Here is a 15,333-nt window from a genome sequence, read left to right as displayed (position 1 = left end):
CCGGTCCGTTATCCGAGCGGGCGTTGTTTTTAATCAACTTTGATTAAATGCTGTAAAGGAGAAGTAAACATTGGCTAAAGGATACCTGTGTTTTGTTTTGCATGCACATTTGCCCTTTGTAAGGCACCCCGAGCATGAATATTTCCTGGAAGAAAGGTGGCTTTACGAAGCCATTACCGAAACCTATGTGCCGTTGATTGAAGCTTTCGATGAACTTGTAGAAGAAAACATACCGTTTCGGTTAACCTTTTCGGTTTCCCCGCCCCTGATGACCATGCTAACCGATGGGCTTTTGCAGGAAAGGTATTTGAGACACCTGCATAAACTAATTGAACTGGCGGAAAAGGAAGTTGAGCGAACCAGGGGTACAGAATTTCATGCCACCGCCCAAATGTACAGGGACCGGTTCCACCGGATCAGATATATTTTCACCGATAAATACCAGCGTAATATTTTAAATGCTCTGCGTAAGTTTCAAGACCTGGGCCGCCTGGAGGTCATCACCTGCGCCGGTACCCACGGGTTTTTACCGTTGTTGATGCACCAACCGGAAGCGGTACGCGCTCAAGTCGGTGTAGCTGTGGACCTGTATGCAAAACACTTTGGCAGAAAGCCGCAGGGTATTTGGCTACCCGAATGCGCATATACCCATGGTATTGATAATATCTTGAAGGAATTCGGCATCAAATACTTTTTTACCGATACCCATGGCGTGCTCTTTGCGTCACACCGGCCCAAATACGGTATTTTTGCGCCCATATTTTGCCCTTCGGGGGTGGCTGTTTTCGGGCGGGATGTGGAATCGTCCAAGCAGGTTTGGAGTTCTAACGAAGGTTACCCGGGAGATTTTGATTACCGGGAATATTACCGGGATATCGGCCATGACCTGGAATACGGGTACGTCAGCCCTTATATCCACCCGGACGGCATCAGGGTCAATACCGGTATCAAATATTTTCGCATAACCGGTAAAACCCACCATAAAGAACCGTACCGTTGGGAGTATGCTTTGCGTAAAGCCGATATGCACGCCGGCAATTTTATGTTTAACAGAGAACATCAAATCCGCCACCTGTGTTCATTGATGGATCGGGAGCCCATTATTGTTGCCCCGTACGATGCGGAACTCTTCGGTCACTGGTGGTTTGAGGGACCGGACTGGCTCAAGTTTTTGTTGCGCAAGATATACTACGATACGGATATCGTTGAAACCATAACGCCTTATGATTATTTGCAAAAATACCCTTGTAACCAGGTGGCCCGGCCCTGTCCCTCCACCTGGGGCAATAAAGGGTATAATGAAGTATGGCTGAGCCGGGAAAACGATTGGATATACCGGCATCTACACATAGCTGCCATGAAAATGGTGGAACTGGTGGAACAAAATCCCTTTGCCGGCGGTTTAAAACACCGGGCTTTAAAACAGGCCGCCAGGGAGTTGTTGCTGGCGCAGAGCAGCGACTGGGCCTTTATTATGTATACCGGCACCATGGTGGATTATGCCGTCAGACGGACCAAGCAGCATATTCATAATTTTTTGCGCCTTTATGAACAAATCAAAAACAATTGCATTGATGAAGGTGCGCTGAGGGAATTGGAATACAGAAACAACATTTTTCCCGATTTAAATTTAAGTTACTATAATAAAATTAACCCCGGTATATATAAAGCTACGGGATAAAACTGATAATATATTTTACACTGTAAATATATATTTACATGGTTTGTAAACCCCGGCCGGGGGTTTTTTTTATGCCGGTACAAGGGTACTATTTCCCAGAATTATAAGAAAATTTAATCAAGTGTAAACAATCATATAATTTTTTATTTTCATTTCAAGTGAACAATAAGTAAACAGAATACCGTTAGAGCTTGTAAAATAGCCTTTTAAGGGTGGTATCAAGCCGTTTAAAGGCTAAATTCTTAATTATCATTCTATATGACATGCTTTTTGCAAAAAATATTTAACATGCAAGTGTACGATTTTTATGTTTTTTATCGCGAGGGGGGTGGTATATCCAAGTAATTTGGTCTTTCTGAGGAATATAATATTAAATTTATAAGGAGGTTGTTTAATGTCTCACGGACACGGACCGGCAAACCCCGGACCTGCGGGTCTGGTAGCCCTGGCAATGGCTTGTTTTACTTTTTACGCCGTACACACGGGAAAAGTTGATGGTTCCTGTATACCTTTATTGGGTATTTGGCTGATCGGCGGATTTATCGTACAGGTTATTGTCGGCATTATGGAGCTGAACCACGGTAATATAGTGGGCGGCAATATATTTACCTTTTTCTCCGCCTTCTTTATGTTTGTTACCGGAGGCGAACTTATTTTTAAGTTTTTCGCTGCGCAAAACGGCTGGACCATTGACGCCCGCATTGACGGGTGGGCCTGGCTGGCTTTGGCCATAGCGTTGTTAACTTGGACGCCGGCTTATTTCAAGTCGCCGCTTAGTCTGCTGGGCGTGGTGTTGGCTCTTGATGTGGCCGTTCCGGTGGTGGCTTTTATGGATCTGGGTATTCTTGGCCACGAATGGCATGCCGTTTCAGGCAATTTCCTCGGTCTGGCCGGAATTTTCGGTTTATACACTGCCTGGGGCGTCATCTTGAATACGCAATTTGGCCGGACAATAATTCCCCTGGGTGGACCGATCGTGAAAGATCAGGTTTCAGTAAGTGCCAGCAAGTAAATACAATAAATATATCCCGAGTAAAAAACAAAAGGGGACAGGCACCGATTCGTTTTATGAATCGGTACCTGTCCCCTTTTACGGTGCCCTTTTTGCGTATGCTTTTCTTAGCAATAAAAACAGCGGAGGTTTGCCTCCACTGTTTTTTAACCGATTTTCTTGACCGGCCCCACTATATTATTTATTTTTTCAATGTAAAAGTCAGCCAGTGATTCGGCGATTTCCATGGTGCTTCCCTCGCTGAAGACGCGGCACACCGGCTCTTCCGGGTCCGGCAGTACCAGCGCCCAACCGTCGGGGTGGTAAACCTTGACCCCGTCCAGTAATTCCAGGTTGTCTTTGGGCATTTCTTCGATGAGACTGCGAATAACGGTACCTTTGGCTTCCCAGGGTACCTGGGTTTCTTTCTTTTCCATGAAAAACGATGGGACTTCGTCAATTAAGTCCGCCAGGCTGATTTTTTCCGTGGATAAGTATTCAGCTACCTTAATGATCTCCGCCAACGCGTCGAAGTGGAGCAGCGACTGGGAAATTTGCCATCCGGAGCCGTTTGGTGCCAGGTTGTCCTGGTGCACCAGCTTTTCATAAAAATCCTGTACCGCCGTTTTGGTGCGGATAACCCGGGCGCCGTATTTTTCTGCCAGTGCTTCAACCGCCCTGGGGGCGGTCACCGGCACCACCACCGCTTCGCCACGGGAGCGCAGTATCAGCAGGGCGGTCAGCGCTATGAGCATATCGTCCTGTACCGTGCGCCCCCGGTTGTCTATCAAAGCCAGGTGGTCGGCGCCGGAATCCATGATTATTCCCATGGCCAGGCCCTCTCCGGTAACCACATCGGCAACCTTGGCGGTTATTTCCTTGTAATTGCGCCAGTTCAGGGGCAACTGCCATGTTTCCGCCATATCCAGGCGTTTAATGTCAATGCCCAGTTCCCGGCACAGCGGTTCCAAAAAACGTCCCGCACTGTCATGGTCGTAAACGGCAGCGATGCGCAGACCCATTTCTCGAATGGCCTTCTTATTAACGCTGCTTGACAGCATTTCCAGGTAATCTGCGGGTATTTCCCGCTCATGTTGCGTTTCCGTAATATGAGCAAAGTCAGCACGTTTGAAGTCTTCGCGCGCCAACAGGTTTTCCACCTTACGTTCCAGACTTCGGGCAATATTGCCGCCGTTTTTATTGGTAAAAATAATATTTAAGAAATTGGTTTGTCTGGGTGAAACTCTTACATGTATTCCCCCGTCGCACTTTAGTTTGCGCACCGCGTAACGGTGCATGGCGGTAATGCCGTCGGGCAGTTTTACAACTCGGACTCCCACCGACCGCAGGCCGCAGATGACTGCGTCGCCGATCATATGGGACGGCGAATAAATATCGCTGCTCACGCAAATGCGCGCCCCCGCGCCCAGGGCGCTGGCATAAGCCGCCGCCACCCGGGTGGCGAATTCTGGTGTAATTTCTACATTAGTGATGCCTGAGATACCCTCCAACCCAAAAATGCGTCTTGGCGCACGGTTTCCCCAAACCATGCTTTCCCGGACCACTGAACCGGTTTCCACCATTTTATGCGGCCAGAGCTTGATGTCGGGATTGATGGTGCACCTTTCCTTGATCACCGAGTCACTGCCTATTACAGCTCCTTCATAAATATTGCTGCCGGATTGTACCTGTACCCGGCTACCCAGCACGGCCCCGCGCAGGTTGACCCCCGGGCCGGTGAAAACATTATTCCATAATACACTTCTCTTAATGGAGGTTTTTTCCTGAATAGTACAACCCAATCCGATCACGGTAAATTGTCCGATGCTGCAGTTCCTGCCGATGGTTGTGTTCTCGCCGATGAACACCGGACCGTTGATCCTGGCGGTTGGGTCTATCTGTACATCATTACCGGTAAAAATCCCGGATCGGATTTCTTTTGCCGGAATTGGCAAGCCGACTTTCCCGGAGAGAAAATCATAGTGGGCCTGCAGGTACTGTCTTAAATCGCCGATGTCACACCAGTAACCCGTAAGTACCACCCCGAAAAGCGGTTTGCGGTTTTTCAGCAGCAGGGGGAACAAGTCCTTGCTGAAATCGAACTTTTGACCCTCCGGGACAAAGTTCAATACTTCCGGTTCGAGAATATATATCCCGGTATTGACAGTATCGCTGAAAACTTCGCCCCAACTGGGCTTTTCCAAAAATTGATTAATGCGGCCATCCTTACTGGTAATTACCACTCCGTATTCCAGCGGGCAGGGCACCCTGGTCAGTACCAGCGTAGCAATGGCGCCGTTTTTGCGATGAAAATCCACCGCTTCGGATAAATTGAAATCGGTCAGGGCGTCACCGCTGATAACGATAAATGTTTCATCCAAAAAAGTTTCCGCATTTTTCACGCTACCGGCCGTACCCAGTGGCGTTTTTTCTACAAAGTATTTTAAGTTCGCCTGGTAATCACTGCCATTACCAAAATGATTGCGGATCACCTCCGGCAAATATTGCAGGGTAATCCCGATATCGTTGAATTTATGTTCTTTTAGCAGACCGATAATATAAGACATGATAGGTTTGTTCAACACCGGAACCATCGGTTTGGGGATGCCGCAGGTAAGCGGCCGCAGGCGGGACCCTTCACCGCCCGCCATAATAATAGCTTTCAAAACTTACTCCCTCCTCGTAGATTATGAATATTTTCCAAAAACCCTGGAAAAACGGTCAAACATTCTGCCCTGGCGCACATGCCAGCTGCTGCTGCGGTGTTCATTCCATACTTTTTGGTAAACATCCAGGGTTTTTGCGGCAATATCCTGCCAGTTGAACCGCTGCTTTATTTTCTGATAAGCATTTTGCTGCAGCTGTTGTGCCGGTCCGGGGTTTAATAAAATGGTCAAAATCATATCTGCCAGTGACCGGGGGTTGCCTGGATATGCTTTTAAACCGTCAATGTTATGCATTACAATTTCACTCAAGCCCCCCGTGTCCGAAACAACCACCGGGGTTCTGGCGGCCATTGCTTCCAGGGCCACGATGCCGAAGGGTTCATATAGGCTGGGAAATACTGCCACATCCGACCAGCTGTACAGCGAATTGCGAGTGTAATCGTCAACATAACCGGTAAAATATACACGGTTGCCAATCCCCATGCGCTTTGCCTGATCTTGTAATTCTTTCAAGTAAGGGCCTTTGCCGGCAATGACGAATTTGGCGTTGGGTACCCGGCCAAGTATCATGGGCGCGGCATCCAGGAGTACCTGCACACCTTTTTCCCGCACCAGCCTGCCAACGTAAAATATAATCTTTTCATCCGGAGTTGCATAATTGTTGCGGGAAATGTTGTTGTTTTTTTGTATGTAATTTGCCGGATCCACCCCGTTGGGGATAATCACCAGCTTATCGTCGGGAACTTGAAAAACAAATTTCACTTCACCCTTCATGTATTCGCTGCAACAGATAACCTGCCAGGCTTCATAACAGAGCCACCATTCCACGTCACTGATATGACGCTGCAGGTTATTATGCAAGCCCTGATTCCTGCCATATTCAGTGGCATGTATGGTTGCGATCAGGGGTCTGCGATACGCGTGCTTCAAAGCTCTAACCGCGTAAGCCACCAGCCAGTCATGACCGTGGATGATGTTCCAGTCGCTCAGTTCATTGAATACAGGTATGGCTTTCTCCAGCATGGCCACGTTGAGCTGGGTTACCCAGGTGGTGAAATCGGGTGAAGAAACGTTATAAGGGTTCACCCGGTACACTTTAACACCGTTTACCCTTTCATAGTCCGGTAGGCCCGGCTCGCCCATAGTAAACAAATGTACGTCAACTCCGAGATCCGAAAGGGCGTTAGTAAGGTCGTAAACGTGCTGGGCCAGACCGCCCACGCTTTTAGGGGGGTATTCCCAGGAAAACATAGCCACGCGCATGAAATATCCTCCTTGCAATCTTGTTGTAATGATATAAATTGACAACATTTATATTTTATGTTAAACAGTGAAAATTTATTATAAAGAAACCCAAGAATGTATGTAAAAATAAAAACCTGCCGTAGTTTCCCCGGCAGGAATTAATATTATCGATTAAATTAATGCTGTCTGCCGCCATGAATTTGAAAACTCCAGTTGATGCCGTTATTATTATCCCAATTGCCATACCCGTCATGGAAGCAAAAATTGAACCGGTTGTCATCGGGTATTTGTAAGGTTTTCACCCATCCCCAGCCGGTGCGCGACATGCGCAGGTCCTGAACATTGTGCCACTCCTTGCTGTCACCGTACCCCACGTGCAGGAATATTTGTGTGGCACCGCTGGCCGCCAGCAGGCCGTCGTACAGGACGGTGATTTCCTCGCCGATGGTGATGGGGGTGGGATCGACCACTACCCCGCCCGGGTAACGGGCCTCGTGCATGGCTCTTAATTTATATTCTCCAGTACCGAAGTTGGTGGGATCGGACATTTTATCGCCTCCAAATTGATCTTTTCTTCAAGAAGTATTATCTATTGGAAAGACCATTTTTATGCGTTATAAGAAAAAGGGGACTGGCTCCGACGTTTTGTGAATCGGTGCCAGTCCCCTTTTTCTTATGTCCCCTTTTGCATTTTAGTAAATCTTAACACTACAGTATAATATTGCTTATTTCGCTATGCCCGCTAGGCCAAGGGGACGGTTCCATCGTCTTCCCTTCGGCCCTTCGCTGCGCTTCGGGGACGCTCGAACCGTCCCCATGGCTCCGCTAACCTTTAAAATACGCTGTAGTATTGAAAAAAACTGCAGTTATCCCAGCTTGCTGATGATGGCATCGGCCATGCCGCTGGTGGAAGCGGTGCCGCCCAGGTCGTAGGTGACGCTGGCTCCTTCCTCCAGAACGTCAATAACAGCCTGCATAATGCGCTCAGCGTGTTTGTCTTCGCCCAGGTGCTGCAGCATCATGACTCCGCTGAGAATAATGGCCAGCGGGTTGACCTTGTTTTTGCCCGCATGCTTGGGTGCGCTGCCGTGTACCGGCTCGAAAACGGCTGCTTCCGTGCCAATGTTGGCTCCCGGCGCCACACCCAGGCCGCCCACCAGCCCGGCACAGAGATCGCTTAAAATATCTCCGTACAAGTTGGACATCACCATTACATCGTAATTTTCCGGCGTCTGCACCAGCTTCATGGACATGGCGTCCACGATCATGTCTTCAAATTCGATATCCGGGTAGTCTTCGGCCACTTTACGGGCCGATTCCAAAAACAAGCCGTCGGAAAGCTTCATAATGTTGGCCTTGTGTACTGCCGTAACCTTTTTACGGCCCTGTTTGCGGGCCAGCTCAAAGGCATGACGGCAAACGCGCTCAGACGCCTCACGAGTGATTATTTTTATGCTTTCGGCGGCATCCCGGCCCACCCGGTGCTCAATACCTGCGTACAAATCTTCCGTATTTTCCCTGACCACGATCAGGTCAATATCACGGTACCTGGTGACGATACCGGGCAATGAACGCGCGGGTCGTATATTGGCGTATAAATTCAGGCTTTGGCGCAGTGTAACGTTGACGCTGCGAAATCCCTTACCTACCGGCGTGGTCAGAGGGCCTTTCAAAGCCACCTTGTTTTCCTTGATTGAGTCCAGCACGTATTCCGGCAGTGGAGTGCCGTATCGTTCAATAACCGCTTCTCCTGCTTCCACTACTTCCCAGTTAATGTCCACCCCGGTGGCATCAATAACCCGCCGGGCCGCTTCCGATATTTCCGGTCCGATACCGTCGCCCGGTATCAATGTAACATTGTAGGCCACTGTAAAAAACCTCCTAATTTAGCTTGGAACCGCCGTTAATGCTGATTCACACGGGGGCGGGCCCCGTGTTTTATATCGTATTAGGTGAATTTAATCTCTTTCCGCCGTAATAATCTTCGTAAATATACATCAATTCTTTGTCGAAAAGGGGCCGTTTCATGGATACCGTGTAGGAACGAATTTTGGGCAATAATTCTTCGGCCTGGTGTTCGGTAAGGCGAATACCGTATTCCGCGTATTTCGCTTTCAGCGCGGCTGTTCCCGAATGTTTGCCCACCACGATTTGTCTTTGCAGTCCTACTTCCTCGGGCAGGAAGGCCTCATATGTTTTGGGGTTCTTCAGCGCGCCGTCGGCGTGGATACCGGATTCGTGCGCAAACATATTGGAACCGACAATAGCTTTCCAGGCCGGCAATTCACGCCCCGAGGCGCGGGAAACATATTCCGCCACTTCCCGGAACATTTCGGTTTTAAAGCCGAGGTCTATTTTAAACAGGTGTTTCAATGCCATAACCACTTCTTCCAGCGCGGAGTTGCCGGCCCGCTCACCGAGACCGATGACGGTTACGCCCACCCAGTTGGCACCGGCCATTAAGCCCGCCAGGGCGTTGGCGGTGGCCATGCCGAAGTCATTATGCGTATGCATTTCAATGTTGATGTCTACATTGTCCAGGATATGCCTGATGTTTTTATAGGTTGTAAAGGGCTCAAGGATGCCCACGGTGTCACAATAACGCAGCCGGTCGGCACCGGCTTCCTTGGCAGCCTTGGCGAATTTAATCAAAAAGTCCAGGTCGCTGCGGGAAGCGTCCTCTGCGTTGACGGAAATATACATACCTTCTTTTTTGGCAAATTCCACGGCCTTGACCACATGGTCCAGCACCCATTCACGACTGGTTCTCAACTTATGTTTGATGTGGATGTCCGAAGTGGATATGGAAATGGCCACTGCGTCCACACCGCACTCCAGGGAGGCTTCAATGTCCTTGATCACCGGGCGGTTCCAGCCCATGATGCTGGCTTTGAGGCCGGACTGGCAGATCTTTTTGATGGCGTCTTTTTCATCGCCGCCCATTACCGGGATGCCTGCTTCAATCTGATGCACGCCCATTTCGTCCAAAAATTTGGCAATTCTTACTTTTTCCCTGTTGGCAAAAACCACCCCTGCGGTTTGTTCCCCGTCCCGTAAAGTTGTATCAATGATGTAAATGTCTTCGACGGGAGGAATTCTTTTCTCAAACATTATCATTGTGTTTTCCTTCCTTTCCTCTCAATTAATTAAATATATACAGAATATTAATAAAAATTAAGTATGCCAATTATTAAAAACTCACATTTAATTTTATCATAATAATTCAATTATGAAAAGATTTAGAAGGTATAATATTGTATACATTAAATATTCACCAAAAATGTATAAAATGAATCAGAGCAGGGTAAGCCCCCTGCTCCGCAGAAAAATTATGATAAAGCAACATAAATGAGTAATTTCAGCTATCCAGTTTTTCCTTGAGCAATTTATTGACCAGTCCCGGGTTGGCTTTTCCTTTAGTCGCTTTCATGACCTGCCCCACCAGAAAACCAATGGCCTGCTTTTTGCCACCCCGGTAATCTTCCACAGATTTGGGATTGGCGGCAATAACATCGCTGACGATTTTTTCAATTTTCCCTTCGTCGCTGATCTGTACCAGCCCTTTTTCCTCCACGATAACACCGGGGTCCTTGCCGGTATTAAACATTTCTTCAAATACCGTCTTGGCGATTTTGCCGCTAATGGTACCTTTGTCCAGCAGTTTCAGCATTTCGGCCAGTTGGGCCGGTTTGATGCGCACAGCGCCGATTTCCCGACCGGTGGCATTCATCATTCTGGCCAGATCGCCCATTACCCAGTTACTGACCGTCTTGGGGTTATTAAACAGTTCTACGCATTGCTCAAAGTAATCCGCCAGTTCCCTGGTGGAAGTCAGTACCAGAGCGTCATATTCCGGCAAACCATACTCATTGACAAAGCGGGCTTTGCGTTCGTCCGGCAATTCGGGCAGGGAGGCCCTTATTTCGTCAACCCATGCTTCCGAAATGACCAGTGGCACCAGGTCCGGGTCGGGAAAATAACGGTAGTCGTGGGCTTCCTCCTTGCTGCGCAGCGGCAGGGTGACGCCCTTGTCTTCATCCCAGGTCCTGGTTTCCTGCACCACTTGCCCGCCCTCATCCAACACGTCAATCTGGCGTTCAATTTCGTAGGTGATGGCTTTATGCAGGGCCTTAAACGAATTCATGTTTTTCAACTCGGTTTTGGTGCCGAATTCAACCTGACCCACGGGCCTGACGGATATGTTGGCGTCACAGCGCAGGGACCCTTCCTGCATTTTACAGTCGCTGACTTCGGTATATTGGATAATGGCCTTTAATTTTTCCAGGTAGGCCACCGCTTCCTCGGGGCTGCGCATATCCGGTTCGGAAACTATTTCTATGAGCGGCACTCCGGTGCGGTTATAATCCACCAGGGAATAAGGGGTGGTGGAAATGGTACCCTGGTGCACCAGTTTACCGGCGTCCTCTTCCATGTGTACACGGGTGATGCCGATGCGCTTGGTTTCCCCGTCCAAGTTGATTTCCAGTTGGCCGTGTTCGGCGATGGGCAAATCATACTGGGATATTTGATAGTTCTTGGGTAAGTCCGGGTAATAGTAGTTTTTACGGTCGAACTTGGAAAAGGGAGCAATTTTACAGTTTAAAGCCAGGCCGGCCTTGATGGCGTACTCGACGACTTTTTTGTTGATTACGGGCAGCACGCCGGGTAAGCCCAGGCAGACCGGGCAGACATGGTGGTTGGGATCGGCACCGAATTCGGTGCTGGAATTACAAAAAATTTTGGTGTTGGTTTTCAATTCAACGTGCACTTCAAGGCCGATAACCGCCTCGTATTGAGCCAAAACTGGCACACCTCCAGGAATTTATTCGGGAAACTTACGGTGGTGTTCGGTAGTTTGTTCAAAGGCATGCGCGGCGCGCAGAATGTCGCCCTCGCCGAAGGGCCTGCCGATCAACTGCAGCCCCACGGGCAGATTGCCGGCCATCCCGGCGGGAACGGAAATGGCGGGCAGGCCGGCCAGGTTTACGGAAAGGGTACAGACATCCACCATATACATCTGCACCGGGTCGTCCACTTTTTCACCGCGTTTAAAAGCTGTCACCGGCGCAGTCGGCCCCAGCAGCAGGTCAAACTTTTCATAAGCCTGATCGAAGTCTTGCTTAATCAAGGTACGTACCTTGAGGGCTTTATTATAATAGGCATCGTAATAGCCGGCCGAAAGGGCGTAGGTGCCCAGCATGATTCTGCGCTTAACCTCGGGCCCGAATCCCTCACTGCGGGTTTGCATGAACATGTCCACAACGTCACCGGCCTTTTCCGAACGATAGCCGTAACGTACCCCGTCGTATCTGGCCAGGTTGGAACTGGCTTCGGCCGGGGCGATCAAGTAATAGGCCGGCAGGGCGTGTTCGGTATGCGGCAGGGTTGTTTCCGCCACCTCGGCACCCAGGTTGCTCAGCACGGCAATGGCTTTTTTGATTACTTCTTTTACGGCGGAGTCTATTCCCTCGCCCATGTATTCCACCGGCACCCCTATTTTCATCCCTTTGATATCGCCGGTTAAAAACGAGGTATAATCAGGCTTGTCGTAAGGGGCCGATGTTGAGTCAAAGGGATCGTGTCCGCAAATTACATTGAGTAACAGGGCACAATCGGTGACATCCCTGGTCAGTGGACCGATCTGGTCAAGGGACGAAGCGAAGGCCACCAGCCCGTAACGGGATACGGTGCCGTAAGTGGGTTTCATACCCACCACCCCGCAAAACGACGCGGGCTGGCGAATGGAGCCGCCGGTATCGGAGCCCAGTGCCAGGACGGCCTCGCCGGCCGCTACCGCTGCTGCCGACCCGCCGCTTGAACCGCCGGGCACCCGCTCGGTGTCCCAGGGGTTGCAGGTGGGAAAAAAAGCTGAGTTTTCACATGATGAACCCATGGCAAATTCATCCATATTGGTCTTGCCGACCATAATGGTGCGGGCATCGTTAAGTCGTTCCATGACCGTGGCGTTATAAGGGGGTATGTAATTGTACAACATTTTGGAAGAACAGGTGGTACGCACGCCCACGGTGCAAATATTGTCTTTTATTGCCACAGGTATCCCGGCCAGCGCGGGCAGTTCTTCACCGGCCGCCCGGGCATTGTCCACCTGTTGGGCCTGCTGCAGCGCCTGTTCCCTGGTCAGGGTGACGAAAGCACGGATTCTATCGTCCAATTTATCAATGCGCGCAAACACCGATTTGGTCAATTCGACGGCGCTGATTTCTTTGTTGACCAGCATGTTATGCAGCTGATGTGCAGTCAAATAATATAAATCCAAAACAGTTCCCTCCAGCCTGAAAAACTAGACAATCTTTGGCACTTTAAAGAAGTTGTCCTGCCGCTGCGGTGCATTGGCCAGCACTTTCTCCACCGCCATGTGCCCGCCCACCCGGTCTTCCCGGAAGACATTCTGCAGCGGCAGTACATGCGCTGTAGGCGGGATGTTTTCGGTGTCAAGGTCCTGCAATTTGCGAAAATTATCCAGAATATCGCTTAACTGTCTACGGTAGGTTTCTTTTTCTTCGTCGGTCAATTTTAAACGGGCCAGCAGGGCCACGTGTTCCACTTCTTTTGGGCTTAGCATGGCGCACCTTCCTTTTCTCTCAAAAACTGACATCATTATATCACCAGGCAACATATGGTAGCAAGGGTCGACGCAGCGGGGCTTGCAGCCCACTACGCCGGCCAGTCTACGTGTCCCCGCCACCTTCGTTTTCATCTGCCCCGATCAGTTCCAGGAAGTCTTGCTCGTCAAGTATTTCGATTCCCAGCTTGACAGCCTTGTCGTACTTGCTGCCCGGGCTTTCACCCGCCACCACGTAATCTGTTTTTTTACTGACCGATGAGGAGACTTTGCCCCCGTTCTTTTCAATCAACTCTTTGGCATCGTCTCTTTTCAGCGTGGCCAGGGTACCGGTCAATACAAATGTTTTGCCGGCCAGCCCGGCATTCTCCCCGACCGCGGCGTTATTATCCGCCGTGACGTTGACTCCCAGGTCGATTAAGCGCCCGATTAAAGCGCGGTTTTGTTTTTCGTGCATGAAACTGACCACGCTTTCGGCAATCTTGGGGCCGATCTCCGGGATGGCCACCAATTCCTCGTATTCAGCGTCCATAATTTTTTGTATATCCCCGAAATGTTCGGACAAAAGGCGAGCCGCCCTTTCACCCACGTGCCGAATGCCCAGGGCGAAAACCAGCCGGTGCAGGGGGTTTTCCTTGCTGGCGGCGATGGCCCGGACCAGGTTTTGTGCTGATTTATCGGCAAAGCGTTCCAGGTGGACCAGCTGTTCGGCAGTGATTTTGTACAGATCGGAAACGTCTTTGACCAGGCCCGCCTCCACCAACTGCCTGAGTACGGCCGGTCCCAGACCGGCTATATCCATGGCCCCCCGGGAGGCGAAGTGAATCAATCCCTCAAGCAATTGCGCAGGGCAGGCTGCGCCTGTGCAGCGGTGGGCGGCTTCGCCGGTCTGCCGCACCACTTCGGCTCCGCAGGCCGGACACGCGCGGGGCATGGAAAATTCTCTTTCCGTACCTGAGCGCCTGTCCTTTAATACCTCCACCACTTCCGGGATGACGTCACCGGCTTTCTGAATAATCACCCGGTCACCGATGCGAATATCCTTTTCCTTTACGATATCTTCGTTGTGTAAAGTGGCCCGGCTGACCGTGGAACCGGCTAAGGACACGGGTTCCAGCAGCGCCGTGGGGGTTAGTACCCCTGTCCGCCCCACGCTGACGATGATATCACGTACGGTGGTTTCGGCCTGTTCGGGAGGGAACTTGAAGGCAATGGCCCAGCGAGGGCTTTTCATAGTGGCGCTTAAAGCGGCCTGCTGAACCAGGGAATTAACCTTGATTACCATGCCGTCGATGGCGTAGGGCAGTTCGGATTTTTTATCTTGCCAGATCCGACAATAGCTTACGGCCTCATCAATATCCCGGCAAACCTGGAAATGCGGGTTTACGCGCAGGCCCAGGCGTTCTAAAAATTGCAATCTTTCACTGTGCAGGTTGGGGGCCTGGCCGCCGGTAAATTCCAGCACGCCGATGGCATAAACAAATATCGTCAGGTTGCGCCGGGCGGTGATGTTCGGATCCAGCTGCCGCAGTGAACCGGCGGCAGCGTTGCGCGGGTTGGCGAAGGGCGGTTCGCCCCGTTCGTTGCGCCGGCTGTTGAGGGCCAGAAACGAATCCTTGGGCATGTAAACTTCGCCCCGCGCTTCCAGCAAGTCCACCGGTTCGCGCAGGCGCAGGGGGATGCTCCTGATGGTTTTGAGGTTGGCGGTGATGTCTTCGCCGGTTTCTCCGTCCCCCCGGGTGGCTCCCTGTACAAAAACGCCGTTTTGGTAGGTTAAGGATACCGCCAGGCCGTCGATTTTCAATTCCACCACATATTCGTACCGCTCACCACCCAGGGCGCTCTTCACCCGGCGGTCAAATTCCCGCAAATCCTCTTCGCTGAAAGCGTTTCCCAGGCTGAGCATGGGCACGGCGTGTTTTACGGTAACGAATCCTTCCCGCGGTTTGCCGCCCACCCGCTGGGTCGGGGAATCCGGAGTGATTAAAAAGGGGTATTCCTTTTCCAGTTGCTGCAATTCGACCATCAACCGGTCATACTGTGCGTCGGTAATGGTTGGTGCGTCCAGCACGTAATAACGGTAGTCGTGTTTTTCTATTTCGCGGCGCAGTGCCTCAACTCGCGCGCGGATTTCAGCAAGTTCAGCGCCCATGAGCATTCCCCTTCC

At 50.6% G+C, this 15,333-nt stretch carries 11 protein-coding genes; 2 read left to right on the top strand and 9 right to left on the bottom strand.

Going from position 1 to position 15,333, the window contains the following annotated elements; all coding sequences use genetic code 11:
* Nucleotides 1–70 precede the first annotated feature (70 nt).
* Entirely contained in the window at nt 71–1,681 is a 1,611-nt protein-coding gene (locus tag BM299_RS02245; protein WP_092481830.1) for a glycoside hydrolase family 57 protein, read from the top strand.
* A gap of 394 nt (nt 1,682–2,075) precedes the next feature.
* The gene (locus BM299_RS02240; protein WP_092481829.1) at nt 2,076–2,693 is read left to right on the top strand and encodes an acetate uptake transporter family protein; all 618 of its coding nucleotides are present in this window, start codon (nt 2,076–2,078) and stop codon (nt 2,691–2,693) included.
* Between the two features lie 146 nt (nt 2,694–2,839).
* Here the strand turns inward: BM299_RS02240 and BM299_RS02235 are convergent, their stop codons facing one another.
* From BM299_RS02235 to ligA, 9 genes are all read right to left on the bottom strand, one after another.
* Nucleotides 2,840–5,338 (bottom strand): sugar phosphate nucleotidyltransferase, encoded by a 2,499-nt coding sequence (locus BM299_RS02235; RefSeq protein WP_092481828.1) that lies wholly within the window; start codon nt 5,336–5,338, stop codon nt 2,840–2,842.
* Between the two features lie 21 nt (nt 5,339–5,359).
* Complete coding sequence (locus BM299_RS02230) at nt 5,360–6,601, bottom strand: glycosyltransferase family 4 protein (protein WP_092481827.1); 1,242 nt, start codon at nt 6,599–6,601, stop codon at nt 5,360–5,362.
* Nucleotides 6,602–6,759: 158 nt separating this feature from the next.
* Nucleotides 6,760–7,131: a carbohydrate-binding protein gene (locus tag BM299_RS02225; RefSeq protein ID WP_092481826.1), complete on the bottom strand. Its 372-nt coding sequence runs from the start codon at nt 7,129–7,131 to the stop codon at nt 6,760–6,762.
* 318 nt (nt 7,132–7,449) lie between these two features.
* Complete coding sequence (locus BM299_RS02220) at nt 7,450–8,451, bottom strand: isocitrate dehydrogenase (NAD(+)) (protein WP_092481825.1); 1,002 nt, start codon at nt 8,449–8,451, stop codon at nt 7,450–7,452.
* 70 nt (nt 8,452–8,521) lie between these two features.
* Nucleotides 8,522–9,694 (bottom strand): homocitrate synthase, encoded by a 1,173-nt coding sequence (nifV, locus tag BM299_RS02215; protein ID WP_092481860.1) that lies wholly within the window; start codon nt 9,692–9,694, stop codon nt 8,522–8,524.
* A gap of 247 nt (nt 9,695–9,941) precedes the next feature.
* A complete protein-coding gene (gene gatB / locus BM299_RS02210; RefSeq protein WP_092481824.1) occupies nt 9,942–11,384 on the bottom strand; it encodes an Asp-tRNA(Asn)/Glu-tRNA(Gln) amidotransferase subunit GatB in 1,443 nt (480 codons plus the stop codon).
* 21 nt (nt 11,385–11,405) lie between these two features.
* Complete coding sequence (gene gatA / locus BM299_RS02205; RefSeq protein WP_092481823.1) at nt 11,406–12,860, bottom strand: Asp-tRNA(Asn)/Glu-tRNA(Gln) amidotransferase subunit GatA; 1,455 nt, start codon at nt 12,858–12,860, stop codon at nt 11,406–11,408.
* 24 nt (nt 12,861–12,884) lie between these two features.
* Complete coding sequence (gene gatC, locus BM299_RS02200; protein WP_092481822.1) at nt 12,885–13,166, bottom strand: Asp-tRNA(Asn)/Glu-tRNA(Gln) amidotransferase subunit GatC; 282 nt, start codon at nt 13,164–13,166, stop codon at nt 12,885–12,887.
* Between the two features lie 106 nt (nt 13,167–13,272).
* A complete protein-coding gene (ligA, locus tag BM299_RS02195; protein WP_092481821.1) occupies nt 13,273–15,318 on the bottom strand; it encodes an NAD-dependent DNA ligase LigA in 2,046 nt (681 codons plus the stop codon).
* Between the last annotated feature and the right edge of the window lie 15 nt (nt 15,319–15,333).

This window comes from Desulfoscipio geothermicus DSM 3669 (assembly GCF_900115975.1).
GTDB classification, from domain to species: domain Bacteria; phylum Bacillota; class Desulfotomaculia; order Desulfotomaculales; family Desulfallaceae; genus Desulfoscipio; species Desulfoscipio geothermicus.
This window is presented reverse-complemented; position numbering and strand designations above follow the sequence as displayed.

Coding starts and splice junctions, on each gene's coding strand:
- BM299_RS02240 (WP_092481829.1), top strand. CDS start 2,076: ATGTCTCACGGACACGGACCGGCAAACCCCGGACCTGCGGGTCTGGTA.
- BM299_RS02230 (WP_092481827.1), bottom strand. CDS start 6,601: ATGCGCGTGGCTATGTTTTCCTGGGAATACCCCCCTAAAAGCGTGGGC.
- BM299_RS02225 (WP_092481826.1), bottom strand. CDS start 7,131: ATGTCCGATCCCACCAACTTCGGTACTGGAGAATATAAATTAAGAGCC.
- nifV (WP_092481860.1), bottom strand. CDS start 9,694: ATGTTTGAGAAAAGAATTCCTCCCGTCGAAGACATTTACATCATTGAT.
- gatC (WP_092481822.1), bottom strand. CDS start 13,166: ATGCTAAGCCCAAAAGAAGTGGAACACGTGGCCCTGCTGGCCCGTTTA.
- ligA (WP_092481821.1), bottom strand. CDS start 15,318: ATGGGCGCTGAACTTGCTGAAATCCGCGCGCGAGTTGAGGCACTGCGC.